The organism is Bacillus cereus group sp. MYBK30-2, assembly GCF_051915945.1.
Classification (GTDB): Bacteria; Bacillota; Bacilli; order Bacillales; family Bacillaceae_G; genus Bacillus_A; species Bacillus_A paramycoides.
Genome location: NZ_JBQAFR010000005.1, coordinates 40,372 through 65,904, shown reverse-complemented (window position 1 = coordinate 65,904; position 25,533 = coordinate 40,372). Strand labels below are relative to the sequence as shown.

Sequence of the window (25,533 nt, the reverse complement as noted above, 5' to 3'; positions counted from 1 at the left end):
AACTTAACATCGAACAGGCCGTACTGCAATAAAATTTGACAATTCCAGCTATTTTTCGACATTTTTTGCCACCTTACTAAAATAATAGTCTCACGTCTATCAACTAAAAAAGTTTGAAATCAATAAAGGGGTATTGCCACACATCCATCAACTTAAGGATTTAGACTATTTTTGAAGTTAAAAGCACGTTACTATTTTCTTATGTTAATGAGAAAGGGTGACGTGCTTTTTATGAATATGCACCAAAAACAAGAGTTATCTTTATTTGCCGAAGAGCTATATCGATATATGTCTCCCGCTACACTTAATCAATTAGCTATAGAAGCAGGCGGAATGAAACGAAAACGCAAGTGCCACGGGCACCATTTCTTATCTTTGTGTGTATGGTTAAATCAACAAATCGCTACTACCTCTCTTACTCAACTTTGTAGTCAATTAGAAACTTCAACAGAAATTTTATTAAGTCCGGAGGGACTTAATCGACGATTTAATTCGGATTCTGTAGCCTTCTTTCGCACTGTATTTACTACACTTCTACAAGCTAAAATTGGAGGAGTATCTAAGATTTCTCATTCTCTTTCTTCTTATTTTGAGCGGATTCTCGTCCTTGATTCTACAACCTTCCAAGTTCCAGATCGATTCGCAACTACTTATCCTGGTGCCGGAGGGTGTAGTCATACAGCTGGTGTGAAAATCCAACTAGAGTATGACTTGTTGAGTGGAAAATTTTCTGATGTGGAAATTGAACCAGGAAAACGAAGTGATCAGGCATATAGTGCGACTCGAACAGGCATGGCACAAAAGAATGAACTATATATTCGTGACTTAGGATATTTTCGCCTACAAGACTTTAAGTCTATTCAAGATAAACAAGGATATTATTTATCACGTCTAAAGTTACCAACCAAAATATATAGAAAAGAATTTGAAACAGTGGTATTTAAAACAAAACCCGCTCAATTAAAACCGGTATATATACAAATTCATTTGGAAGACATCATGAAACAATTGCAGCCTGGCCAAGTGTATGAATTACATGATGTATATGTAGGGAGTAAAGACAAACTGCCTACTCGAATTGTAGTTTATAGATGTACCGAGGAGCAAAAACAGAAACGTCTACGTGATCGAGCTATTCGCGAAAAGAAAAAAGGAATTACATATACAGAGCGTACAAAACTTTTACAAGGTGTTACGGTATATATGACAAACATTCCTACGGAATGGGTACCAAAAGAGAAAATTTATGATCTATATTCACTGCGTTGGCAAATTGAGCTGTTATTTAAAATATGGAAATCTTGGTTTCAAATTCATCGTTGTAAATCTATTAAACAAGAACGATTAGAATGTCACCTTTATGGGCAACTCATTAGTATTCTATTATGTTCTTCTACTATGTTTAAAATGCGAGAACTCCTGTTACGTAAGAAACAGAAAGAGCTAAGTGCATATAAAGCGATGTACATAATTAAGGATTATTTTTTACTTTTTTACCAAGCATTACACAAAAACACCCAAGAATTATCAAAGGTTCTCCTTCGTCTGTTTAACCTCCTACAGCACAACGGACGAAAATCTCATCGATATGAGAAAAAGACAGTCTTTGATATTTTGGGTGTTGTTTATGAGTATACCACTTCTACTCATCAGGTAGCATAGTAAAAAAATTGAAGCCCGTCAGGGTTTATTTGATATGCCTACTTTTATAAAATCTATAAAAGATAATAAAAAACTATATGGAAAGACCGCATTTTGTATAAAAATATACCTTAAGTTGATGGATGTGGGGTACAGCCACATGCCCATCAAGCTAAGGATTTGGAACCACCAAAAAATGAAAATTTCGCCTTTTTACAGTTGTTTATAGAATTCGGCTCATTTTTTTCGTTTTGGGGAACCATTAATTTCTTAAGTTGCTGGGTATAGGTGGCATCCCTATAACACCAAATACATGCTTTCACCATTCATGTTAGTTAAATTAATGTTTTATCCGTTGTTTAATTTCTTTAAAACGAGCATGTATAAATTTCTTGATATCAGGGTGATCCTTATATAAGGTAACGGTATACATTATGGAAGACGCAAGGATAGTAGACCATATTAACCAATCTCCAGCATGAGAAAGAACTTTAATTATTTCAGTCGTAAACTGTTCATGTCCCGCATGAAATGTCGATATGAGAGAGTTAAGGTCGAATAACAATAAAATAACAATTCTCCCCAAAAACATAATAATCCATCCGATAATATAGGTATAGCCTCCAACACTACATAATTGATTGTTATGATGAAAGACTTTCACCCTCTTAGCTTGCCAATAACCAACTATCGTTCCTAAGATAAGCAAGCTAATTAATTCAATTGTAATTATAAAGTCCAGTCTATTTGGAAGACCAATATAAGTTCTGATTATAGCCATGATTGGTATACCAAGAAGATCAAAGCTATCTACTTTCTTAGGAATAAGCTGCCTAATAATCAATACAATAACAACGACAAGAATAATAATGAAAACTTTATTCATGTGATTAATCCCTCTTTTTTTCTTTTAAATAATACTCAATAAGTTGATTTACTTTTTCTTCTGAATATGATTCTGGTGTTTGAAGGACATGAATTACTAGTCCGTCGATAAATCCGTACAGTATCTCTAATTCAAAATCTCTATTGTAGCCTGGTGTGACGTATCCTAGATCCTTCATTAAATCTAGAATTATTCCCATAAGATATCTCGTATGGTCATCCATTTTCTTCCGAAGTTCTAGAAGCTCTGGGGAACTAAAGGATATACCCAGGAATGTAATCCAAACCTTCCCTTCCAACATTTCTTCTTTATTAGTAGGAATAATAAATTTCATTAATCTTCTAAGTGCTTCTTCTTTTGTTCCCTTAAAATCACTTGTACGAGTTTTTGCCCGTTCTTCCATTCGATTCAATACTAAATTCATTGCATAATGAATTAATTCATTTTTAGACGAAAAATGATGCTGAACAAGTCCAACCGAAATGTTTGCTTCATCAGCGATTTGCTGTATGGAAGCTTTATCGATACCTTTTTCTAATATTACACGCCAAGTAGCGGTGGCTATCTGATTCTTCCTTTGTATTTGATCAACTATTTTAGGCATTCATATCCCCCTCCTTTTTATAATATGATTGTATTGTAAAAAAAGTACCTAAAACAATATGAACATATTGCTTTAGATGTAATAGGCGTCTTGCCCCATGCCCGCCCATCAAGCTAAAAGATTGTATCCATAAAATAAATTTCACATGTAACGGTCTTAATGATATTTTTCTCTAAACCTGCTTGAATAAGTTGCATGGCTATACCAGGGAGAATTTCAGCCTTTGGCCAAATAATTCGATTTCCATCGAAGAAGCCAATATTCCATATTGATCCTTCCGAAATGCGTCCTAATGAATCTAAAAAAAGAACATCATCAAATCCATTCATTCTTGCTATACGACCACGGTAAATTAGTCCAAATGACCCTACGTTTTTCACCTGAGGGATATCCCGTTCAAACTCAGTTATTTGTAAACGTAAAGAGGATAATATTGGAATTTGAGCTTTCATTATCGTTACTAAATTGTGTTGCTAGTGAATAATTTTTTATAAATTATCAAACTTTGTTTTATGGCCACAAAGTGACCTCTAAAAGTTAGACACGCTATTTCATTAGGCAGCTTCTTAGGCATGGGTCCGGTATTGTACCGGGCTCATGCCTTTTAGTTTTGCCTTTGCTGTTGTGTATTTTATATTGTAGATCCATTGACATTTACTTTTGCATCTATAGTAAATCCTTATCCTGCATCTACAGAACCTGCAACATTATTATCCTGCCAATATGGAGAATCATAGAAACATAGGTTGTCCACTTTAGACACGACACGTTTTCCTACATTTGAATTGTTTCGTTCCAATCGACTGCAAAATGAACGAATACGTTTCTCCCTGTATCACCAGATTTCTTGGATTTAAAGCCATTTTCCCTTTTAGGGTGATATAGTCCTTAAGATTTTGTTAAACCTGTGCAATTACGGTTGAAATTTCATTTTGTTTGACACATATCCCCAGGCTGTCTGGACATGATAAAAAATGAGGTGACTGACATGAAGGATAAAATATTAGAATTAGTACCAGGATCGGTAAAAAAGTTACTCCAGAAAAAAGTTAAAGATGGAAACCGATGCCTCATTGATTTGGTTGTCGATGATGCAACTGCTTATGGATTTGAACCGGAGCAAGTAGTCCCCTGTATCATGGCGGGTTATTATGTTTATGAATCCACCACCTATCCCAGTGAAATGGAGGAAGAATGGAAGCTGAACTTGGTTTTTCATGCGGCCAATCGCTCGGCAATGAAGCTTCTGTCTTATGGGAAGTATAAAGCGAAACGATCTGAAAGTGGATGGATGAGATATACAAATCCATAAGGTTTACTTAACATACACTAACTAGCTTGGTGAGCATGGGGCACCGTCACATGCCCATCAACTTAAAATCTTGAAATACCCCCAAGTGTAAAAAAACGTTATTTTCTAAACAAGCTATATTAGACAGGATGACGTTTTTTTATGAATCTTTAGATTCAAGATGAACTACAATTATTTGGTAACCAATCACCCTCTTACAGTTTTTTTAAAATAAATCACTACTTACCCTTGCATATTTACGAATTACATTCATATGAGGTACGTGAAATTTTACTATCTCATTGTTGAATAAGGGAACATCGCGCATTAAGATAGCCTCCACCACACTATTGTGTATTGTTCCGCTATCTATTAAGCCATTAAGATTTTACGTTTTTTACTCTTCATCTTCTCTTTCGCTGCTTCAATATTATTCGCTACCCTTTTACGGTCTTGATCAAATTGAATCATGCCATCTATTACTGGAATTAATCCTTGCTCATCAATGTATTGTAAGTAATCAACTGGTGCTCGTTCTGTCTGATCTACTAAGTACCCATAAATATCAAAGTCTGCTATCGGTATCGACTTCTTACCCTTCGGTTGACGAGACATCCTTACATAAGATTGAATGACTGATAGCGGTATAACGAATACTGACTTATCCTTACTGAACTCAATAAGGAAGAAACAAATCGCTCCCATCTTCTCTGCTTTCTCCAGGTAATCCAATTGGTGCTGTGCAATATTCTTTAAATCAAATCGTGTAGGATTCTCTGTAGACTTCGCTTCAAATGTTATAGCTCATCCCTTATACACAACATCATATTCTACTGTACTTTTAGCTTCATAGAATCCATTTAGCACACGCCCACCTTTACTCTTTAACACCTTCACAGGATTCGGACGCTTGTTTATAAGCGCCACTCCCCTCTTTGATACATTTCATTCGCTAGATTGATAAACATTTCAAAAGCCATTCCACGATTTCCTTGTCCCATTGTTATTCCTCCCTTTCTATTCAAAGGATTATTTTGTTTTAAATCCATTTACTATTTGCTAAAATTTAGTAAAAAAACATCATGTTAATAAAGGAGCAATCATGAAGCACACTATAAACTTATGGTCTTTTATTTTTTCGTTTATTTGTGTTGGTTTACTTATCCTATACTTTGAAAATGAATCTATTAATACAGCGATGAATTGGAGTTCTGCCGACCCAATAATTTTTTTACTGATATTAACAGGTTGGACCTTCATTGGTGGCCTTATAGGAATGAATACGCCAACTACTGCGAAAACAACGATTAGAAGTATAATTACAATCACACTTACATTGTTCTTACTTTTGTACTTAATATTAATAGTGTGTTTTAAGTATCTTTAATCGAATCGTAATTATTAAATTCATTTTTTGGATTTAAATGGGATAAAACTCAATATTCCGTCAATACTGTAGACAACCCATTCTCCAATTCCTCTGGAGCAGAGCAGTTAGCTTTTGCTAGCTGCTCTTTATTATGAATACTAATTAATTACCCCAAAGCTTTCTTGAAAAAGCGCCTTGCAGCCTTATGCTCTCTTGTTTTGCTTAGACAAAAATCGATTGTGCTTCCGTTCGAATCAACAGCACGATACAGGTACATCCATTGACCTTTTACTTTGATATATGTTTCATCGACTCTCCAAGAATCATTTATTTATTTGAGGTAACGTCCGTTTGTCCAATTCAGGACCATACTGATGAATCCAACGCATAATCGTTGTATGAGAAATGGATAAACCTCGTTCCTCCATCATTTCCACCAAATCATGAAAACTTAGGTTGTACCGTTAATAAGATAATATCAGGCCGATAGTGCTTCCATTTGAACCAATTTTTCTTTTCCATACCGATCACACACCTATTTAGAGTAATAGTATCAGTATGTCCAAGTTTTAGAGATGATTTGTAATTACCTTGAATTTTTTGCACCAGAACCAATTCCACTTACAACTTGAGCAGCGATACTTGTATGGATTCCCTCTCCTGAGGTCATCATGTAGATTTAGAATAAAGTTTAATCAGAAATGCTTTACAACTCCTTATTTGATAAAAGACAAAAGGAATCCATTTTGAAAAAGGATTGATTAAAATTGATTCTTTTCATATGAATACATATACAGTTTTATAAAAAAGTTCAATCATACATAAATCATTGTCGTACAAGGGAGATGTTCACCTAAAGATTATCTGAAGGGTTTGAAATGAAGTTAAGAGAATTAATAAAAGAGATTAAAAAATTAAATTCGGCAGACTTTATGTAATAAACTAAAAATTCCAATATGAGAGGGAAATAAAAATGAATCTTTCTGTTAAATATCAAGAAAAAGTTAAACATGATTTAGAACCTAAAGAACAAATTATCGATGTCTTTACTGGAAGAACTGCTCCTACTAATTGGGTGATGAAACTTCTTCCTGAAATTTCTTGGCTCACTAAAGAGAATATGCCAATTGTTTTAGTGATAACAAACCAAAGATTACTTGTATATAAACAACAAATGAATTTGGACATTCAACTCGCCATCGGAATTCATCGCTTCGATATAACGGAATGTAAAGAACTAACTAGTGTACTTAATGGAGCAATTCAAGTTACTTTAAAAGACAATCAATCTTTCAAGTTTGTCTTTAAAAAGGAACGGATGCCGAAAATCCTAAAAGAACTTACAAATTAAATTTATGTGTTTCAGAGGATACCAGATATACCATTGTGTGACAAGGTCTTGTTTATACAGCAAGGCTTTTTCTTATGTGTTACAATCATATTCCAATGAGTATATCACACTATTCCGCGTGGTAAAATTCTATTACAATAAATATGAAGGTTTAGACTAATAAAAGGTGGGATTTTATGAAATCCACAGGGATTACTAGAAAAGTAGATGAATTGGGGCGTATCGTTATTCCCATGGATCTTAGAAGGACATTAGGAATCGCAGAAAAAGATGTAGCCTTGGAATAAAATTTGATCAAATTAACTTAATAAACCTTGATAAAAGAACAAATAAAAAAAGCGTGGTTCGAAAAAAGATTGTTCAAAACACGCTTTTTCTATATTCAATTGAATCATCCTTTTATAAAAAAGTTTAATAATTTTTGTGATTATCCCTCTATTAAAACGCCCTTTTATGGAATAACTAAAATATGATCACAATCCTAAAATCACTTAATTCTTATTCAACTAACGCACCATTTACTTTAATAAAGGATATTTATAATAAGATACTGTTTTATTTTCTTTTCAAACGCATACCTTTTAATTTAGTAATCTTATCTTGATTAAGCAATTGGTTATATATTTCACTCTTAACATCATAAATGGCAATTTTTCCTTGATCGTTATAGTGTATTCCCCAACCATAATTTTTCACTAAAGGAGAAGCTCTGAAGCAAGCCATAGATTTTGAAAAAAATTGTTTTCGCAGTTCATCTGTATTTTCTTCTTCTATTTGATTTTTGATTAAATAAGTTTTAAATTGCACATCTTCTTGTGTAAATTTATAAGGATTATTCTTAATTAAATCATATTCAATAGAAGCAATAGTAGGTTTTCCGTTTCTGGTGACAGGTACTATGGCAAAAGTAGCTTTTGAATCCTCTGAAATGGTAATAAGTGTGTTCTTGTAACTCATATAACACCCTCCGTAGTAAACCAGTTTTTCATAAAGATATATAATATTTACAATTATACAAATACCTAAAAAGTAGATTTCCAAGTTTGGGAATCTACTTCAAAAAAGTTCTTCAACAAAAGCACCCTTTAACTGAATAACGCTTACGCTTCTATTAGCTGGTTTAATGGAATACCTATCTCTATCCAATTACGTGCCGTTTAATTTAAAGTTTCGAATTGGCTTTCCATACCTAACTAAAACGTGCCATAAGAGTTTTAATTCTTGAAGCACCTCTTTATAGGTCCCACGATCGCTCCAAGAATCTGGATTACGTTTCAAGTCTATTGCAGCAGCTCCAATCATGTTCGTGTCTAAAATATGATTACGTGCAATGCGTTTTGCCAGAGAAGGCATTGATGGGCCTCTAAAATCTACAGGAACGTCATCTACTAGAAGTGCAAAGCCTGAGTGCCAGAAAAGATCAATGGAATACTTCAGGCATATTTCTTCAAGGACTCGCCCTACATCCGTGTCCTTAAATGAAGGATCTGCAACAAGTATTTCCACGTCTTCTTTCAGAGAAATATCACCATGAATCTGGGCTTCAATATAGTGGTTAAGATTACGGTCTGGCTCTTTGTTTGCCGGATTCAAGAATGGCTTCTCAAGATTAACTAGCAAATGATTAATTAATTTTGACGGCGTCAAATTTTTTTCACCAATTGCGTAATCTCTTGTGAATGCCTCCTCCAAAAGTGCAGCCATAATCATATCAAACTCTTCATATGTACCTTTTTCCCTGGGGTCTTGATGCGAATCCATATACGTAAATGTGCAGCGATATGAAACATCTGGGTATAGAAGAAAATAGCAAGATCCAAAACGTGGAGATGGTCCATCTGAATGTAACATCAAATTGAGAGCCCCATATTTAGGACGTTGATTATTTGTTGTATCCTTCAGTTGATAAGCTCCTCCAAAAATTCTCTTTTCCCAAAGGTCACGTTCACCGCCAGGCAAAGCGGATACACTTCCATTAGATAAAAGCGTTTCAAATTGGCTCTTATATGTCCCCTGCTCAAGCAGTGCTTTAGCAACACATTTCATAGACGAATCGGGTCGATCTGGATGAAAGTGTAAAGCAACCCTTGCATTTTCCATTAATTTCATGATTGCATTTCTAAATGCTTTACCATCGATATTAGACATTTGAAGGATATGATTAATTGTTGCTTTAGCTTCATTTTTATGGTTCTTGGCATAACTTGTAATATATTCTAAAGCAAATTTTTGTGGCATTGATAATTCCATGAATAGATGAACCTCCTTTCATTGGGGACCTGATTTTTTATTTAATTCGTGCTGACCGATAGAATCCCTTCTTCTGTTATTCAACAATCTGGCCCGATTGTTGAATAACATGACTGGCGTTTTTTAAACAACTTTATTATGTTTTAAACGACTTTATTATCTCTGTACAGCTGCGCTTAGAGGAAGGAGATGAATGGCTGAAGTTCGTTAAAATCATTGCAAACAACTAAAAAAGTGATTGCTGGAATAGAAGTTATGCATATGATCAAAAAAGGACAAACTCTCCAAGATGAGAAGTTTGTCCAAAACCATGATTTCTTTGGTTTAACAATATAAAATTCAATTCCGCTAGGAATCTTTCGTTCTTTTTTCATATCCCACTATTTTTGCATGAGAACCAACAATAGTGAATTAGAATAATGACTTAATACTTGCTAGGACAGTAAGGATACCTATAATAATGACAAATACATTGCTCGCTTTCCCTCTATATTTAGCTAGTACTGGCACTTTACGAATTGCATACATTGGTAATAAACATAAGATGGCAGCAACTAACGGACCGCTAAGGGCATCAATGATTCCAAGAATACTTGGGTTTGCATAAGCAACATACCAGCATGTTAATACGACAAAAGTAAGAATCATTGTCTTAACTGTTTTTTCTCCTATATCTTTCCCACGTTTTTTACCGGACTTGATAATCATGTCACGCATTACCTCATACGCTCCTATATAGTGGCCAAGGAAAGACTTTGTAATAGCCACAAACGCAATGATAGGAGCCGCAATAGTGATTACAGGAGAATTAAGCTCATTAGCAAGATAGGATAGGATTGACAAGTTCTGTTCTTTTGCCACCTTAAGATCATCTGGAGTCAAACTTAAAGTACTGCTCCAAACAAAGAACATAACAACAGCGAATGTCATGATATAACAAACTTTTTGTATTTGAGCACACTTGGCATCAGTAGCGTCTATTCCATACGTAGCTCTCTGTTTCATAACGAATGACGAAATCATAGGAGAATGATTAAACGAGAACACTATGATTGGTAGTATCATCCATATTGTTCCAAAATATCCTGTTCCTGTTGAAGCAGTAGAAACACTTGAAAAACTAAGCATTGACGTATTCCACTGTGGAATTAAAGATATTGCGATAAAAAGTAGAGAAGCTATGAAAGGATATACTAGCATGCTCATTATCTTTACAGTGATATCTTGACCAAAATTTAGTATAGCGATAAGACCGAGTACTAATACAAGCGATAAAATAGCCCTTGGAGGCTCTTGCATGTGCAATTGATGCACCATAAAACTACTTGCAGTATTTGTAAGTGCAACCGAATACATCAGCACGATCGTATAAATTGAGACGAAATATACTATGTTAAAAATGATACTTGCCTTATTTCCAAAATACTCTCTTATTGTACCTGTAATCCCCTCATCAGCAGAATTTGAAGCGTATATCATTTTAGCAAGCGCCCTATGTGAGTAATACATAACAGGATATGCAAGTATGGTAATTAACAGTAATGATAATAAACCACCTGAACCTGCATTAATAGGTAAGAAGAGTACACCTGCTCCGATTGCTGTTCCAAAAAGGCTCAATGCCCAGGTAGTATCTTGTTTATGCCACTTTTTAGGGTCTAGATATTTCTCATTTTTTACTGCAGTATTTTCAGCCTGAAATTCTATTTTTTTTGCAGTATTCCCATTCATATAATAATTCCCCCTTGTATCCTATTCTTACGTCTCTTTTTAAGGCTTAGGAATATAGGCTATTCTTGAAAAATGTATTGCTTACAAAGTGCGCCACATCGTGTGCCCTTCTTCTAAGTTGATCAAATTGAAAAATTCGCTAGTTATCAACCTGATGGGTTTATTAGCGCTTACAAAACATTTTAATTATATAGTAGTATATTTTAGTGATAATGTCTCTCAATATACAGAAATCCTTAGGAGAACAATAGAGAATAGAATTGTTAACTATTTCACAATATTTCCGATAACTGTTTATTGATTTGATTGTTTCTCTCCAAAGATTTTATTTTTAATGGCAATCCCTGTAGGTGTGGCCGCAATTCCACCTAAACCTGTCTCTCTTAATTCGCGAGGCATCTGTCTTCCAACTCTATACATCGCTTCAATAACTTCATCAGCATTGATGATATTGTTTACGCCGGCTAATGCGATGTCCGCTGCTGCTAGAGCATTTGCCGTTCCAATGGCGTTTCTCTTTACACAAGGAATTTCTACCAAACCAGCGACCGGATCACAAACTAAACCGAGTAAATTTTGTAATGCGGTTGAGAAAGCTTCAGAAGATTGCTGTGGCGTTCCTCCGGCAGCTTCTACCGCTGCTGCTGCAGCCATTGCTGAGGCACTGCCTACTTCAGCTTGACATCCTCCGTACGCTCCTGAAATACAAGCGTTATTTGCGACTATCGTTCCAAATAACGCTGAAGTGAATAGAAAATGGATCATATCTTCATGACTTAACTGCAACGTATCTTTAATACTAAATAGGACTCCCGGGATTGTCCCACTCGCACCTGCTGTTGGAGTTGCACAAATAGCCCCTAATGCAGCATTTACTTCATTAACACCGATAGCACTTTGAATCCCTAACACCATCAAATCTCCAGAAAGAGTTTTCCTATTTTCTCGATAGTTTTTAATTTTAACAGCATCACCTCCGGTTAAACCGGTCGGAGAAAATACCCCGTCTCCCTCGATACTTTTATTTATGGCATTTTCCATAGTCGCTAAATTTCTTTCCATTTTACTCCAAACTTCTTCATAAGACGTTTTAGTTTGTTCGATTTCCTGTTCGATTGCTAATTCATAAATTGGCTTTTGGCTTTTATTAGCTGCATCCACAATTTCTTTTATGATCATATACATATTTTTTCACCCCTTAATGTAACTATAGAATAATGAGATTAGCTATATTGCTTAAATTTCCTAATTCCTTCTGAACATTACCAGGCAATAGCGAATCCAAAGCGAATGCATATAAATATTTTCCGTTTTCTTCTAAACTATGAAAGTTGTTAATTTCCACATCATATTGTTTAAAGATCCTGCGTAAGACAAATTCAAAGTCAGCTCTTTCGGAAATCGCAATAATAACTGGCAATGGCCCCTGCAGATCTAAGCTAAATCCGTCAATTTCAACATGTTTGACTTCAATTAATCCACCGCCGACCGAAATACCCATCGTTCTAATACCTCGGTTTTCATCCTCTAAATATACATCTGCCGTATTTGGATGACCAGCAGGACTATCACTGGCTTTTTCAATAAAGGTAATGTCAATTCCTTTAGATTCTGCTATTTTAATAGCATCTGGCACTTTGCTGTCATCGGCAGCAAATCCTAATATCCCAGCAATAATTGCAAAATCAGTTCCGTGTCCTTTATGGGTTTCAGCAAATGATTCATAATACCTTACCACGACTTTTTTTGGAAGACCTTGAAATAATTTATTGGCAACTGTTCCAATAGCCAAAGCACCTGCAGTATGTGAACTTGAAGGACCTATCATTACCGGCCCAATCACATCAAAACAACTTTTGTATTTAACAACCTTTTTTTCTTTAATAGATGCTACATTCATGTTCATATAAGCACCCCCATAATTTATTATTTTTAATTGCAGTTGAATCTAAGTTATTAGAATGACCAATTCAAAATAAGATCCAATTGATAACGCTTTCATTTTTCGTGTTAATAAATTTCCCTTCTGATCACACACCTTTCTTAGAGTAATCGTATCAATATGTCCAATTTTAGATGGTTACTTGCAAGGTCTTTAGAATTTTTGCTCCAGAACTAGGTTTGATATTTTCTCTAGAGGTAATAGATTATCTCTCGACGCCCTCATTATAACTTGTATATTTATGAGTTTAATATTTTTTTATTTTCCGAAAGATTGAATAAACAGAATCTTGAATGGATAATAAATTACACTTGGCATGTAGCAATTGTGTCCATTGTTTGAAGCTGTATTAGTTAGTAGAAAAGCAAAAATAACACAGAGTTCCTTTTATTAACACCTTGATTATATTGGAAAATCATTATAAAGATACGTATACTTTCCTTTGTTGAAACATCTTATTTTAGACGTGAAAGCTGTTGCAATAAATGATTAATGTAGATGGAAAGGAATAAATTAATGAAATATAAAATTCTTTTCGGATATTCATGATATACTTTGCATCTATATACATTTTCAGAAAAAAGGAACTTCTTTTTATATTTGAACATACCAAATTGAGTAAGAGTAATAGAACGATATTCTTTAAAACTTTTCCTTTTTGGATAGCCAGCATCCTTTTTAAAGAACTTTTTATAGGCTTTTTCCAAGCGCGCAAACACTTCCTGAAGAGGTCTTTTAAGAAATGATATATCTTTTTATCAAGTTTTTGCTGATCTTGTAATTCATACCGTGTTAAGTCTTTTTTGTTTTGTTTATAATATCGTTGTTTATCTAGCAAAGCGGAGTTATATTGCTGGCGACAAATGGAAATCCATCTCTCTAATGTATGTTGTTGTTCTTCTGTAGGATGGATTTCAAACCTGTAGTTCAATTTCATTATGTCGCCACCTTCGAACGTTCGTTCTTATAACTCTATTATAAACAAATTGTACGATGCTTTACCACTCAGAAGTACTTTTGTTAGGTCGGGCCATTCATCTCCCACCTACGCTGCGCTTAGAGGAAGGAGATGAATGGCTGAAGTTTGTTAAAATAGTACCTGTGTGTTAACTTTTCCTAAAGAAAAAAATGAATGCTTTTTACAAATGATAGAAAATTACATTACACCTTGATGGAGTAAATCCCCCTTCACTTCCTCTATTTAATTCTTTGGGGAGGATATATTTTCCTGATGATAATCATAACCTATATCAGAATTTCATTTATTATAGGAAAATTCAGAAAGGATTGATTGTGATGGGTTTCCCACCTCAACAACAAAGTAAACCTGGCATTGAATCATTAATGATACCTAGACCTATATTTGATAACCCCGATTACAAACCAGCTGGTAAACTTATAAATAAGGTAGCGCTTATAACTGGTGGGGATAGTGGAATTGGGAGGGCTGTCGCTGTAGCCTTCGCGAAAGAGGGTGCAGACATAGCAATCTCATACCTAAATGAACATAGTGATGCAAAAGAAACGGAGTTCTATGTCAAAAAGTATGGCCGTAGTTGCATTACCATTCCAGGTGATATTGGGTATGAGCAGCATTGCCAACAAGCAGTAATGCAAACAATTCACCAATTTGGTCGTATTGACATTTTGGTGAATAATGCCGGTGTACTATACATAAAGAACGGTCTACTTGATGTAGATTCAAACCAACGAGCAAGTACTTTTCACACAAATATTTTTTCGCAGTTTATTTTGACGAAAGCTGCTCTTCCATATATGAATTCAGGGAGCTCTATAATAAATACAACATCCCTTAGTGCCTATCATGGAGATCAAGATGCAATTGACTACGCGGCATCTAAAGGAGCCATTGTTTCATTTACACGTTCGCTGTCATTGTCACTGGCACCGCAAGGGATTCGAGTTAATGGTGTGGCCCCAGGACCAATTTGGACTCCATTAATTCCATCTTCTTTGCCTCCAGAATGGCTTGCCACATTTGGAGACCATGTTCCTATGAAGCGAGCCGGCCAACCGTTTGAAGTGGCACCTGCTTATGTATTCTTGGCTTCCGATGATGCATCTTACATATCAGGGCAAATTCTGCACGTGAATGGTGGGGAAATTATAAACGGTTAAATATTTAACAAAAATAATCTTAGTTATTATTATTCGAATAGGGTATTTACCCAACACCTTTGGATGAGTCATTTCTATTTTTTTTAGATAGAAAAAGAGAGTCCCTCATTAAACTATTTGAAAAACCACCTTTTACAGAACTGTAGTCAGATTCTTCACTTCCATCCTCTTTTGATATCCAGCGTTCATTCAAAAACACCGAAATGGTACACTTTGTTGCATTCTCACCCCATTTTTCATAAGACACTTGCCATTTATCGATACCAAAGACTTCGTCAAATCGGTCCTGAATGGCGCGAGCGTCAACAAATGGAGCTACATACGCGAAAAATTCCCCTTGGCTTTCGAATGTGTGTAATCTTCCATCCCAATTGTTCTAATGGAAATTCCGCTTGTAAATTTTCCATCATGTTAGTCATAATAATCCCCCTACATTATTTGATTTTGTACAATTTATGTGAAATAAATTATTATTTCGAATTTGAGTGTACCCACTCTTTATTTCGAAATTCATCAATCATTTCACATATGATCCCTTTGTTTTCATGAAACAGCCATTCCTCATAGGAAGTAATATCCTTTCCTGATTGAATGGATAAGCGTAGATTCAACTCTTCTTTACTTGCACGACTGATATTATGTGCTGCATAAATTAGATTTAGACTCACTTTCAAATCTCTTAAATCAGAAATGGTAATATCCTTAAACGTTGTAGCTTTCGCATTGAAATTTTGATTGTGTGCATTTAACATATCGATAGAACTGATCCATAATGGATTAGCTAGTTCTTTAATTTCTTCAATGATGCAATGTAAATAAGCATTGTTCTGTAACTTCTCTTGTGATTTTTCCATGATTGTATTCATGATGTTCCCCCTAAGTAATGAAATAATCGCCTAAAGTGTTGGCTATACAATAAACCCAAACTTAAAGACAACACAAAACGGCTTCTTCAAGTCGATTAAAAATGTGCATAGCAAAATAAGCTATATATACACTAATCGACTCAAAGAAGCCCTTTCACAATTGAAACAAGAACACAACTTGCTTCTACAACTCAACCACAACACATAAGGTGTGAGAATAAACGAAATCAAACAAACCATCATTATACCTATATATTATATATTTTAGATTTTTATATCAAGATTTTTTTAAAAATATAAAAATAAATGCTTCATTGTTATTAAAGAAATGCTTATTACTATGCGATTTGAACCATAAATCCGGCATAATTTAAACTATAATATTGCCATAAGGCAGAGTTTTTTAGAGGATATCTTTTTAAAAATGAAATATTACTTGTATTAATGAATGTGGTATTTGTGATGGTGAACTATACTGTGGCCTCTAATTATAAGATAAATCCGGATTTCGCGTAATTTTTTCACTTAAAAAGGGAAATATTACATCTTTTGTAAATTCCCTTTTAATGAGATAATTCCATTATATAATTTGGACATGTTTTTTAAAGCTAGATCTTCAAAGTGAAAGGAGCAGATTTTATAATGAGTCAAGAAATGAACTGTACAACACTAAGAAGCCAAATAGAGAAGAAAAGACAGGAAATGATTCGCTTAACTAAACACTATATGCTCACTTCTCCAGAGATAATATGTGTCAGTCAAGAATTAGATAGATTATTAAATATGTTACAAAAAAAAGAATGTTGTGTAGAAGGAAATATCGCATGAATAAATTAGAATTTTATATTTTTCTCCATGGTTTCAACACTTGCAATAGAATGGAAATTTTGCAAGCGTAGAATCTATCGGACCCATCCTTCTAAAAATAGAAAGCCCTGGTTATATTTAATAGCCAGGGCTTTCTATTTTCAGTATTCTTATAAATGTGATTGTGTGTTTCATCTATATTTCCAACTCGTATGCGCCAGCGCTATTTCGCAAACGTAAATCATTATTGATCATCCACAATAATATATGCTGTTCTGATTGGCCCGTGTACACCTACGACAAGGTTCATTTCAATATCCGCGCTATTTGACGGACCAGAAACGAAATTCACACAAGCCGGTAGTTTTTCTCCCGCTTTATTTTGATTATGAATAAGTTTGGTAGCATGGGTTAATCTTGGTACAATCGTACTTTTAGGAACGATTGCAATATATGACTCTGGAAGAAGACTAACATGTCTTCCTTTTAACCCATCATTAAATAGCACAACGGTTCCCGATTCTGCCAGAGTGATATCACTGAACGTAATGCCAAGGTCAGCAGCTTTCGCAAATTCTATGTCCTCTTCTTTATGATCTAATCCCCATGTACGAAAATGTGTTGTACCTTCATTTCTGAAAAATGGAGTAAGACCATACTCGTTAAAGCGCTCATCATTCGAATACATAACAGATTTGATATTCCATTCTTTTATAAAAGATTGAAACGTTTCAACAAGATTTTCCTTTGTTGTTCGCTTCACCTCTGTATGAATAACTTCGCAGTGCTCCATTAACTTTAATACAAGTTCATCTTGTGTGAATCCTTCAAAAACAGTCCACTGCGGGGAAAAAGACCAGTTCGGTTTTTTCACTGCTTCTGGACGTTCCCTACCAAGCTTTTCTGATAATTGGAGTAAAAATTCCTCACGATTTTGGATGGCCATCATCGTTCTCCTTTTCGTGTTTTTCAAACCACTCTCGAAACGGTTGTTTTTTCGGAACTGGAAAATCTCTCGCATCCGTCCAAGCTTTTAACGGTCCAATTCCACGCTCGATCTTATCCCCTTTTGCAAGAGGTTTTAATGCATACGGAGCGCTCTTCGCAGCAAAAGAAAATAATCTAGGACTCTTCACCGCTTTTTCAAAACCTTTCATAGCCACGTTCCAAGCTACAGGTGATTGTTTTTCTGCTACAATGCGGCTACGATGTTTAATTAATAAGTCGTGTAACGGGATTTTCACTGGACACGCTTCTGTACAAGCACCACAAAGGCTAGATGCATAAGGTAAATCCTTATATTCATCATATCCCCCTAAAAGCGGTGTCAACACAGCACCAATTGGTCCTGGATAAATAGAGCCATATGCATGTCCACCAATATGTCGATATACAGGACACACATTAATACATGCCGCGCAACGAATACACTGAAGGACACTTTGGAATTCTGTTCCTACAATATCAGAACGACCATTATCAACAATGACTAAATGAAATTCCTCAGGTCCATCTGTCCCACCAGGCTCAGTTAACCCTGTAATATAACTTGTTAACTTTTGTCCTACAGAACTTCGGCATAGAAGTGTTACTAAAACATCAAGCTCTTCCCATGTTGGAACAATACGTTCCATCCCCATAACTGTAATTAACGTTTTCGGAAGCGTCGTAGTAAGTCTTGCATTTCCTTCGTTTGCTACGATAGAAATCGACCCAGACTCTGCAACAGCAAAGTTACATCCGGTCACTCCTATATCCGCTGCAAAAAAATCATCACGTAAATATGATCTTACAAACCTCGCCATTTCCGTTGGATCAGATGTTCCAGTATAATTTAACTTTGTTTTAAATATTTCACAAATATGTTCTTTATCCTTATGAAGACATGGAACAACAATATGTGACGGAGGATCATGGTCGTTCACTTGTAAAATAAATTCAGCAAGATCCGTTTCTAACACTTCCGCTCCAGCTTCTTCAATTGCTTCATTTAAACTAATCTCTTCCGTTACCATAGATTTTGATTTCACAATTTTTTTCGCATTTTTCTTTTTTACAATCTCTTTTACATATTCCCTTGCGTCTTCTGCAGTCTTTGCAAAATAAACAAAACCACCGTTTTTCTCAATATTTTCACTCAGCTGATATAAATAATAATCAAGGTTTTCTAATGTATGCTTTCGAATTTCTTCTCCTAAAGCTCGCCATTCCTCCCAATTCCCTAGACTCTCAGTAGCTTTTAATTTCTTTACTCTAAGACCATCTTGCGCTTTCCTGACAGCTTGCCGCATAAATTGATCCCCAATACCTGTTTCAGCACGCTTATGAAAGGGATCATTCCCAATTTTCATTCCCATCTGTATATCCCCCTCCTATTTTCGATCTTCATTCAATACTTGAGCAATATGTTTTACTTCAATTGGATAACCATTGCGAGTTAAACGCCCTTTTATATTCATTAAACAGCTACAATCCATCCCGATTAACACTTCCGCACCGGTTTCCATAATATGCTTTACTTTTTCATCGACCATTTGTTCAGAGATTTCTGGCATTTTCACTGAGAATGTACCACCAAATCCACAGCAATCATAGTTATGTGGTAACGAAACAACTTCCAGTCCCTTTACACATTTTAATAATTTTTGCGGTGGTTCCTTAATTCCCATTAATCGGCTCATATGACAAGATGTATGAACCGTTGCTTTTTTATGAAGCTCCGCACCTAAGTCTTCTTTCCCTAATACTTCAACAAGAAATTGCGTGAACTCATATGTTTTATTTGCAAGTTCCGTAGCTTTTCTCTTCCACTCTGCTTCACTTTCAGAAAATAAGCTAGAAAACTCGTGAACCATCATAGCGCAAGACCCCGACGGTGCCACAACATATTCTGCACCAGCAAAGGCTTCAATCATATGTTTTGCAGCTGTTTTTGTTTCTTTAACATACCCGCTATTATAAGCAGGTTGTCCGCAGCAAGTTTGAGTTTTAGGAAAATCAACTTCACACCCTAAATCTTCAAGAATTTCCACAACATCTCTTCCTACTTCTGGATAAAAAATATCTGCAACACAAGTGATAAATATTGATACTTTCATATTTGACACCCCTAAATACAGTAAGTATGCTCAAGTAACTTTATAACCAAATTTACCTTCCTTGTATATTATTGGTAAAAACTTTAAAAATATGAATAAAAATAAAAAAAAAGTGATTGAGGACTATCTCAATCACTTTTTCTTACTAAAATACGATGCAATCGCCAATCTTAAAACAGATGTAATAATGGAACTTACCATCGACATGCCCTTTTCGCCTACATTTCTGCACTATATTCAATAAAGTAAATAAAAACTTAAAAAATGCAGTATTACATATTCTTTTTAGTCCAGATCATGTTAGAATTTCTTATGTTGTTTATTTCATAATCGAATTATGGTTTCATATCTAATTCAGCAACGTGTGAGCTATATACCAAAAGAAAAGACACCTTTCGGGTGTCTTTTCTTTTTTTATCTAATCAAAAATTTTTCTATATATTTCTAAAAATCCAGTGTATTTCTCTAATTTATATTGCTTATTAAAAGGTATTACGATTAAAGTACTCACCATTTTTCATCTATATAATTAGATTAATATCTCATTTCCAAATCAAATTTCCAGTACTATATTTGTTCTCTTAAAAATCTTCTATCTTGTTCTTAAATTCGTCAAAATCTTCATATAACTATACAAAAAATATATGCTATTATGTTTTTAAGAAACTATGCGTTCCCTTAACCCTGTATCCGGCCCTGTATTTTTTACAGGGTCTTTGTTTATTTGATTAACTTTTATCAAAGTAATATCCTATCATTAATTAAAAGAGAAATTTAGTCATGAAAAGTCACAATATTTTACTTACTAAAATCTCTCTTTTAAAACACCTCGTAGGCTCTCATGGGTTGATTCTTTGTCCGATAATTTGAGCACATTCTTCTGGCGATGTCTTTGTTGTGTCAACTTTGATGTTATAATGTATGCCAATGTGAACTGCAGTCGCTTGCGAAACTGCCATTCCTGCAACTCGGTCTCCTCGTACGCTTTCACGAGTGGATGCCACGATGGGATCACAGAAAACACCAACCCACAACACCTGCAACCCTTCTAAGGCAGCTCCCCAGCGATTACAAGCATCTACTCCGCTAATGAAGACATCATCGATAATCACCTGGGCTCCTCTACGGGCCATCTCACCAATACCGTTCATCCATGCAGATTCTAATTTGCGAAATTCCGTACCTGGACTGACAGACCCATCGTCACCAAATTTAATTCCGCTGTCTGCTTTCAACATTGCATCAGGCATAGCGTCGATTAAATCGTCGATACTGAACCTTAACCATGACGTTGGCAATAAATTCTGAAGACACTTTGCGATAGTGGTCTTCCCGGAACTCGATCCACCATTCAGAATAATTACGTCTACCATACCTTTAACCCCTCTTTGGGACATAAGCTTAAATGCTTCTTATGTCGATAGGATGTTCTTTAACTTAATAACGATTATGTCAAATTAACATCACTTTCACAATAAGTTATTCCAGATTATGGCCCGATTGTTGAATAGAATGACCCGCATTTTTTCAACAACTTTATTATTTTTCAAACGACTTTTTTTGTAAATTTAACAACTTTATTATCACTCTACACTATATGACTTTTACCAAAAGTTTAATTAAAGAAAAAGAACGCCATCCCTGAAAATTGGCGTTCTTTTTTCTAAATTTAACCCTCTAAGGCACTTTATATTTACAACATATTGTATTCAACTTCAAACTCAATCTTCCGCTTTACTATTACTTATGATACGATACGCACCTATACAGTTTCTACTACCGCTTCAAGCATTGTTCCATTCTTAGCATAATTCGTATGCCAAGAAAAAGCTTTTTCTAAAACATGAGGAGTTTGTCCACCCCTTGTTAGTGCTTCTTGGTAATAAGTTCGTAGTTGGTCACGATACATTGGATGTGCACAATTCTCAATAATCAGTTCCACTCTTTCCCTTGGCGCTAGTCCCCTTAGGTCAGCGTACCCCTGTTCAGTGACGATAACATCTACATCGTGTTCAGTATGGTCTACATGCGAGACGAAAGGAACGATACTTGAAATGTTACCACCTTTCGCAATGGATTTAGTAACAAAGATAGCTAGGCGTGCATTTCTTGCAAAATCACCAGAACCACCAATACCGTTCATCATTTTTGTACCTAAAACGTGAGTGGAGTTGACATTTCCGTATATATCTAATTCTAAAGCAGTATTAATCGAGATTAATCCAAGGCGGCGAATGATTTCAGGATGATTAGAAATCTCTTGTGGGCGCATCATTAATTTGTTGCGATATTTTTCAAAGTTGGAAAATACTTGTTGCATTTTCTCTTCAGAAAGCGTGATGGAGCAGCAGGAAGCAAAATGTACTTTCCCAGCATCCATAAGATCAAAGACCGCATCCTGTAATACCTCGGAATACACTTCTAAATCTTCAAACTCCGAATCTAACATGCCATGCAGAACTGCATTGGCTACTGAACCAATTCCCGATTGTAACGGTGCTAAACGATTCGTTAATCGGCCTACCTTTACTTCTTTTCGAAGGAAATCTATTAAATGCTGTGCCATAATAACAGTTTCTTCATCTGGAGGAACAATTGTCGATGGCGAATCAAGTTGGTTCGTAAACACAATCCCTTTCACTTTTTCAACATCAATCGGAATACCGATTGTTCCAATTCGGTCATCCGATTTCACGAGCGGAATTGGAAGCCTTTCCCCTTGTTTTCCCGGTTCATATAAATCATGCAGCCCCTCTAGTTGTGTAGATTGAGCCATATTCATTTCAATAATAATGGACTTCGCATTTAGGGAAAACGCTAAGGAATTTCCAATTGAAGTGGTTGGAATAATCATTCCATCCTCAGTTATTGCAACCGCTTCCAATATAGCGACATCTATATCCATAACGTCAGCACGGAGTAGCTCTGCTGTATGAGACAAGTGCTGATCCACAAATAAAAAGTCTCCATTATTAATTCCTTTTCGCATAGTCGTATCAGCTTGGAAAGGCAATCTTTTTCCTAAAATTCCTGCCTCAGCAAATAATTTATCTACATCCGAACCTAAGGAGGCTCCAGTATAAACATTTACTTTAAAAGATTTATCATGCTTAACTCGGTTCACCAGCGCAAATGGGACTGCTTTCACATCTCCTGCACGTGTAAACCCACTTAAGCCTAAAGTCATTCCACTTTGAATCCAGGAAGCCGCTTCTTCAGGTGTAACTACCCGGTCCTTCAGACGATGGTCCCTGATTCTATCCAAATTATTCTCCATATGTAATCCCTCTCTCAATGAATATTCATAATTATTTTACACTTTAACACTATCAAAATAGGGATTTTGGTATACGATATGGAAAATTCAGATAAAGTAGCGAATCTAGGTTCTAAAGCAGAAAGTCTAGAATCCTAGAAGCTTCCGAAAATAACTGGCATATGATTGACTAACTGGTACCCGCTCACCATTATTCATCGAAAGTAAAAAAGTAGAATGGGTATCAGGATAAATCGCTTTAATATGATTAACATTTACAATAAATGAACGGTGGCATCTAATAAATGAATCCTTCGGAAGCAAGTATTCGAATTCTTGCAGAGAGTATTTATGTGTTCCTGATAACTCTTCCGAATTCACATACGTCTTTTTATCTTTAGCCTCTAAATACAGGACCTTTGAAAAAGGAACCGGAATCCAGCCGTCTGTTGTTTTTAAGGTAACGACCGATTTTCCATCCGTTAAAGCTGGATAAATTGCCGTCACGCAACCCTCAAGCTTTCCATTATTTAAAAATGGTACGGCCATTCCATGATAAGGAATACCAAAAACATCCCGGTTAATAAACTCAGAGGCCTTTTGCTTCGTCACCATTGCTTTATGGGCAATCGTTCCTTCCTTTATAGGATCTCCAACGCTAATCTTTAAATCAATTCGTTTACTTGGCCTATAGTAGATATATTCTTTTGTATTTGAAACGGCAATTGAAATTTCATCTGAAAATAATTCACCAACGACATCTAGTAGTAAGCCTAATGTTATATCTTCCATACTATTAACACCTCATTCACTATTATACTACTATTATTAATATGCACCCTTTCTTTTTTATAAACATTGCAACTTCATTCAAAACTTCGCGCCTTTCTTACAAGCACAGTGACTCTACTTCAAAATCGCACAAATTATAAGATCAAACCCTCCTTCAGCAAAAAGGGGTGTCCATATGATAATTCTTGAATGGAGTCATTTCATGTCACTTTAAAGAAAGAAGAATAAGAAAAACAACAAAAATACATCGGAGATATTAAAATTTTGTATTGGTAATTCTAAATTAAGTACTTGAAAAGCAGATATGAAATTCCCTAACAAGAAACAACCTATTGCAATGGTAATGCAAACCCAGAAAATTCCTAACTTAATTTTCCTGGATAATATAGAATAAAATAATGAAATAAATACAATAGTCTCAATAACTAAGGATGATAATCGTATATTAAAATCTGATACAAAATAATGATTTGGAAAAACAAATAAAAAGATAAAGCAAAAGCTTAAATAAGCTATTAGAGCTATAAATAATAAATAAAAATGCACATATGATTTTTGACGCAATAGATTTACCTTCTTGAGTTTTTCTATACTTTTATTAAAAAATATCATTATGGCTGAACAACCCATCTGAATTAAAATGGGTGCTGCCTATTATCTCTATTATGACCTTTTTAAAAGATTTCTTTCTACATACTACAGTCTTATTTAATATCTGTAGATGTTTACTATTTTTTTATACCAAGGATTCCAAAAAGAATAAGATGCAAAATGTGGTTTCTTTAAAGTATTTGCACACCGTAAATTTGAATGATACAGCTTAACTCCCCCTTGAATATGAGATAGAATCTAAGCTGCCATTGGATCATAGTTAACCGCTTCATGTAACTATTATAGTTACATTACGGGTGATGTCAATTTCAAATAACTCCCCTTTTAATGGACAAAAGACGTGACATTTTGAACGAAAATGTGATGTTTATAATAATGATGCTATGTTTTATCTCCCTAATCGAAGAATTTTAAATGATTTAGGATTAGGTGAAGGAGATATTGCATCTCCTAAAAAAGAATGTTACTCTAAAAATAGAATTATGAAAGGAATGATGGATGAATAATGATTAACTAATTTATATTTTAAGTTGAAATTTATAACTTCACACTACAAAATATAGGGTTAGTCTATCCATTTTTTATAATTCAGTTCATACTTTATTTGTCATGATTCAAATGATTAATAAGTACTTATTAAGTACAAACGAAAGACTAATCCTTCCAATTACAAATTGGAGGTTTTTTTTATTCCCTTATATGTACGCTGGTATTTATTAATCAGTAAATTTACCTAACAAATAAAGGAGAGAGAAAAATGAGTAATTCAGACACTATTGTTACACATGTAATCCTCTATATAAGTCGTTAATATCCATCAAACTTATATAGAGGAATAAAAAAATGGATGGATATTCCGACTTTATATGAAAAGTTTCGATATATAAAGGAGGAATTA

General features: G+C 34.9%; 21 protein-coding genes and 7 pseudogenes. 7 read left to right on the top strand and 21 right to left on the bottom strand.

The features are described 5' to 3' along the window. Positions 1–231 precede the first annotated feature (231 nt). Positions 232–1,662 (top strand): IS4 family transposase, encoded by a 1,431-nt coding sequence (locus ACTFQM_RS22715; RefSeq protein ID WP_440036362.1) that lies wholly within the window; start codon positions 232–234, stop codon positions 1,660–1,662. A 319-nt stretch (positions 1,663–1,981) separates the two neighbouring features. Here the strand turns inward: ACTFQM_RS22715 and ACTFQM_RS22710 are convergent, their stop codons facing one another. The 4 genes and pseudogenes from ACTFQM_RS22710 to ACTFQM_RS22695 form a co-directional block, all read right to left on the bottom strand. Then, positions 1,982–2,527 carry a hypothetical protein gene (locus tag ACTFQM_RS22710; protein ID WP_071718218.1) on the bottom strand — a complete coding sequence of 182 codons (546 nt, stop codon included), beginning with the start codon at positions 2,525–2,527 and terminating at the stop codon, positions 1,982–1,984. A 4-nt stretch (positions 2,528–2,531) separates the two neighbouring features. Then, positions 2,532–3,131, bottom strand: coding sequence for a TetR/AcrR family transcriptional regulator (locus tag ACTFQM_RS22705; protein WP_071718217.1), 600 nt, complete (start codon positions 3,129–3,131; stop codon positions 2,532–2,534). A gap of 113 nt (positions 3,132–3,244) precedes the next feature. Continuing rightward, complete coding sequence (locus ACTFQM_RS22700) at positions 3,245–3,583, bottom strand: aminotransferase class IV (protein WP_427356551.1); 339 nt, start codon at positions 3,581–3,583, stop codon at positions 3,245–3,247. 94 nt (positions 3,584–3,677) lie between these two features. Beyond that, positions 3,678–3,918 (bottom strand): annotated as a pseudogene (locus tag ACTFQM_RS22695) (hypothetical protein); the annotation flags it as partial. A 201-nt stretch (positions 3,919–4,119) separates the two neighbouring features. Between ACTFQM_RS22695 and ACTFQM_RS22690 the strand changes: the two are divergent. Then, the gene (locus tag ACTFQM_RS22690) at positions 4,120–4,443 is read left to right on the top strand and encodes a hypothetical protein (RefSeq protein ID WP_048372032.1); all 324 of its coding nucleotides are present in this window, start codon (positions 4,120–4,122) and stop codon (positions 4,441–4,443) included. A 351-nt stretch (positions 4,444–4,794) separates the two neighbouring features. On the opposite strand, the pseudogene ACTFQM_RS22685 reads toward ACTFQM_RS22690, so the two are convergent. Continuing rightward, a pseudogene (locus ACTFQM_RS22685) lies at positions 4,795–5,423 on the bottom strand (Holliday junction resolvase RecU). Between the two features lie 540 nt (positions 5,424–5,963). Continuing rightward, positions 5,964–6,313, bottom strand: a pseudogene (locus tag ACTFQM_RS22680) (IS6 family transposase); the annotation flags it as partial. Between the two features lie 451 nt (positions 6,314–6,764). On the opposite strand from ACTFQM_RS22680, the gene ACTFQM_RS22675 reads away from it, so the two are divergent. Both ACTFQM_RS22675 and ACTFQM_RS22670 read left to right on the top strand, forming a co-directional pair. Further along, on the top strand, positions 6,765–7,142 hold the full coding sequence (locus tag ACTFQM_RS22675; RefSeq protein ID WP_071718212.1) for a hypothetical protein: 378 nt from the start codon (positions 6,765–6,767) through the stop codon (positions 7,140–7,142). A gap of 176 nt (positions 7,143–7,318) precedes the next feature. After that, positions 7,319–7,426: pseudogene (locus tag ACTFQM_RS22670) on the top strand (AbrB/MazE/SpoVT family DNA-binding domain-containing protein); the annotation flags it as partial. A gap of 271 nt (positions 7,427–7,697) precedes the next feature. Here the strand turns inward: ACTFQM_RS22670 and ACTFQM_RS22665 are convergent. Then, positions 7,698–8,099, bottom strand: coding sequence for a DUF6157 family protein (locus ACTFQM_RS22665; RefSeq protein ID WP_098473811.1), 402 nt, complete (start codon positions 8,097–8,099; stop codon positions 7,698–7,700). A 189-nt stretch (positions 8,100–8,288) separates the two neighbouring features. Continuing rightward, complete coding sequence (locus tag ACTFQM_RS22660; RefSeq protein WP_048374233.1) at positions 8,289–9,392, bottom strand: DUF3626 domain-containing protein; 1,104 nt, start codon at positions 9,390–9,392, stop codon at positions 8,289–8,291. A gap of 207 nt (positions 9,393–9,599) precedes the next feature. Here ACTFQM_RS22660 and ACTFQM_RS22655 point away from each other — a divergent pair. Then, a pseudogene (locus ACTFQM_RS22655) lies at positions 9,600–9,728 on the top strand (IS6 family transposase); the annotation flags it as partial. 75 nt (positions 9,729–9,803) lie between these two features. Here the strand turns inward: ACTFQM_RS22655 and ACTFQM_RS22650 are convergent. The 4 genes from ACTFQM_RS22650 to ACTFQM_RS22635 form a co-directional block, all read right to left on the bottom strand. Beyond that, positions 9,804–11,123, bottom strand: coding sequence for an aromatic amino acid transport family protein (locus ACTFQM_RS22650; RefSeq protein ID WP_440036358.1), 1,320 nt, complete (start codon positions 11,121–11,123; stop codon positions 9,804–9,806). 294 nt (positions 11,124–11,417) lie between these two features. Then, entirely contained in the window at positions 11,418–12,308 is an 891-nt protein-coding gene (gene sdaAA / locus ACTFQM_RS22645; protein WP_025147696.1) for an L-serine ammonia-lyase, iron-sulfur-dependent, subunit alpha, read from the bottom strand. A gap of 22 nt (positions 12,309–12,330) precedes the next feature. Then, entirely contained in the window at positions 12,331–13,029 is a 699-nt protein-coding gene (gene sdaAB / locus ACTFQM_RS22640) for an L-serine ammonia-lyase, iron-sulfur-dependent subunit beta (RefSeq protein ID WP_440036356.1), read from the bottom strand. Positions 13,030–13,525: 496 nt separating this feature from the next. After that, positions 13,526–14,002: a helix-turn-helix domain-containing protein gene (locus ACTFQM_RS22635; protein WP_440036355.1), complete on the bottom strand. Its 477-nt coding sequence runs from the start codon at positions 14,000–14,002 to the stop codon at positions 13,526–13,528. Positions 14,003–14,361: 359 nt separating this feature from the next. On the opposite strand from ACTFQM_RS22635, the gene ACTFQM_RS22630 reads away from it, so the two are divergent. Continuing rightward, positions 14,362–15,204, top strand: a complete 843-nt coding sequence (locus ACTFQM_RS22630) for an SDR family oxidoreductase (protein WP_002175059.1) — start codon at positions 14,362–14,364, stop codon at positions 15,202–15,204. A gap of 103 nt (positions 15,205–15,307) precedes the next feature. On the opposite strand, the pseudogene ACTFQM_RS22625 reads toward ACTFQM_RS22630, so the two are convergent. Together ACTFQM_RS22625 and ACTFQM_RS22620 are read right to left on the bottom strand one after the other, a co-directional pair. After that, a pseudogene (locus ACTFQM_RS22625) lies at positions 15,308–15,623 on the bottom strand (hypothetical protein); the annotation flags it as partial. Between the two features lie 51 nt (positions 15,624–15,674). Then, complete coding sequence (locus ACTFQM_RS22620; protein ID WP_440036354.1) at positions 15,675–16,070, bottom strand: hypothetical protein; 396 nt, start codon at positions 16,068–16,070, stop codon at positions 15,675–15,677. A 642-nt stretch (positions 16,071–16,712) separates the two neighbouring features. Here ACTFQM_RS22620 and ACTFQM_RS22615 point away from each other — a divergent pair. Further along, positions 16,713–16,898 (top strand): aspartyl-phosphate phosphatase Spo0E family protein, encoded by a 186-nt coding sequence (locus ACTFQM_RS22615; RefSeq protein WP_002175056.1) that lies wholly within the window; start codon positions 16,713–16,715, stop codon positions 16,896–16,898. A gap of 223 nt (positions 16,899–17,121) precedes the next feature. Here the strand turns inward: ACTFQM_RS22615 and ACTFQM_RS22610 are convergent, their stop codons facing one another. From ACTFQM_RS22610 to ACTFQM_RS22580, 7 genes and pseudogenes are all read right to left on the bottom strand, one after another. After that, a complete protein-coding gene (locus ACTFQM_RS22610) occupies positions 17,122–17,823 on the bottom strand; it encodes a LutC/YkgG family protein (protein WP_440036353.1) in 702 nt (233 codons plus the stop codon). Continuing rightward, positions 17,804–19,234, bottom strand: a complete 1,431-nt coding sequence (locus ACTFQM_RS22605; RefSeq protein ID WP_440036351.1) for a LutB/LldF family L-lactate oxidation iron-sulfur protein — start codon at positions 19,232–19,234, stop codon at positions 17,804–17,806. The genes ACTFQM_RS22610 and ACTFQM_RS22605 overlap by 20 nt, the downstream gene beginning before the upstream one ends. Positions 19,235–19,249: 15 nt before the next feature. Continuing rightward, positions 19,250–19,975, bottom strand: a complete 726-nt coding sequence (locus ACTFQM_RS22600; RefSeq protein WP_440036350.1) for a (Fe-S)-binding protein — start codon at positions 19,973–19,975, stop codon at positions 19,250–19,252. Between the two features lie 839 nt (positions 19,976–20,814). Then, complete coding sequence (locus tag ACTFQM_RS22595; protein WP_440036348.1) at positions 20,815–21,348, bottom strand: chloramphenicol phosphotransferase CPT family protein; 534 nt, start codon at positions 21,346–21,348, stop codon at positions 20,815–20,817. Between the two features lie 389 nt (positions 21,349–21,737). Continuing rightward, positions 21,738–23,252: an acetyl-CoA hydrolase/transferase family protein gene (locus tag ACTFQM_RS22590; protein ID WP_440036347.1), complete on the bottom strand. Its 1,515-nt coding sequence runs from the start codon at positions 23,250–23,252 to the stop codon at positions 21,738–21,740. 126 nt (positions 23,253–23,378) lie between these two features. Next, positions 23,379–24,023, bottom strand: coding sequence for a LytTR family DNA-binding domain-containing protein (locus tag ACTFQM_RS22585; RefSeq protein WP_002175050.1), 645 nt, complete (start codon positions 24,021–24,023; stop codon positions 23,379–23,381). Positions 24,024–24,236: 213 nt separating this feature from the next. Next, positions 24,237–24,587: pseudogene (locus tag ACTFQM_RS22580) on the bottom strand (GGDEF domain-containing protein); the annotation flags it as partial. Positions 24,588–25,533: the final 946 nt, after the last annotated feature.

Coding starts and splice junctions, on each gene's coding strand:
- ACTFQM_RS22700 (WP_427356551.1), bottom strand. CDS start 3,583: ATGAAAGCTCAAATTCCAATATTATCCTCTTTACGTTTACAAATAACT.
- ACTFQM_RS22715 (WP_440036362.1), top strand. CDS start 232: ATGAATATGCACCAAAAACAAGAGTTATCTTTATTTGCCGAAGAGCTA.
- ACTFQM_RS22665 (WP_098473811.1), bottom strand. CDS start 8,099: ATGAGTTACAAGAACACACTTATTACCATTTCAGAGGATTCAAAAGCT.
- ACTFQM_RS22705 (WP_071718217.1), bottom strand. CDS start 3,131: ATGCCTAAAATAGTTGATCAAATACAAAGGAAGAATCAGATAGCCACC.
- sdaAB (WP_440036356.1), bottom strand. CDS start 13,029: ATGAACATGAATGTAGCATCTATTAAAGAAAAAAAGGTTGTTAAATAC.
- ACTFQM_RS22615 (WP_002175056.1), top strand. CDS start 16,713: ATGAGTCAAGAAATGAACTGTACAACACTAAGAAGCCAAATAGAGAAG.
- ACTFQM_RS22605 (WP_440036351.1), bottom strand. CDS start 19,234: ATGGGAATGAAAATTGGGAATGATCCCTTTCATAAGCGTGCTGAAACA.
- ACTFQM_RS22600 (WP_440036350.1), bottom strand. CDS start 19,975: ATGAAAGTATCAATATTTATCACTTGTGTTGCAGATATTTTTTATCCA.
- ACTFQM_RS22650 (WP_440036358.1), bottom strand. CDS start 11,123: ATGAATGGGAATACTGCAAAAAAAATAGAATTTCAGGCTGAAAATACT.
- ACTFQM_RS22595 (WP_440036348.1), bottom strand. CDS start 21,348: ATGGTAGACGTAATTATTCTGAATGGTGGATCGAGTTCCGGGAAGACC.
- ACTFQM_RS22690 (WP_048372032.1), top strand. CDS start 4,120: ATGAAGGATAAAATATTAGAATTAGTACCAGGATCGGTAAAAAAGTTA.
- ACTFQM_RS22610 (WP_440036353.1), bottom strand. CDS start 17,823: ATGGCCATCCAAAATCGTGAGGAATTTTTACTCCAATTATCAGAAAAG.
- ACTFQM_RS22710 (WP_071718218.1), bottom strand. CDS start 2,527: ATGAATAAAGTTTTCATTATTATTCTTGTCGTTGTTATTGTATTGATT.
- sdaAA (WP_025147696.1), bottom strand. CDS start 12,308: ATGTATATGATCATAAAAGAAATTGTGGATGCAGCTAATAAAAGCCAA.
- ACTFQM_RS22590 (WP_440036347.1), bottom strand. CDS start 23,252: ATGGAGAATAATTTGGATAGAATCAGGGACCATCGTCTGAAGGACCGG.
- ACTFQM_RS22660 (WP_048374233.1), bottom strand. CDS start 9,392: ATGGAATTATCAATGCCACAAAAATTTGCTTTAGAATATATTACAAGT.
- ACTFQM_RS22675 (WP_071718212.1), top strand. CDS start 6,765: ATGAATCTTTCTGTTAAATATCAAGAAAAAGTTAAACATGATTTAGAA.
- ACTFQM_RS22630 (WP_002175059.1), top strand. CDS start 14,362: ATGGGTTTCCCACCTCAACAACAAAGTAAACCTGGCATTGAATCATTA.
- ACTFQM_RS22635 (WP_440036355.1), bottom strand. CDS start 14,002: ATGAAATTGAACTACAGGTTTGAAATCCATCCTACAGAAGAACAACAA.
- ACTFQM_RS22620 (WP_440036354.1), bottom strand. CDS start 16,070: ATGAATACAATCATGGAAAAATCACAAGAGAAGTTACAGAACAATGCT.
- ACTFQM_RS22585 (WP_002175050.1), bottom strand. CDS start 24,023: ATGGAAGATATAACATTAGGCTTACTACTAGATGTCGTTGGTGAATTA.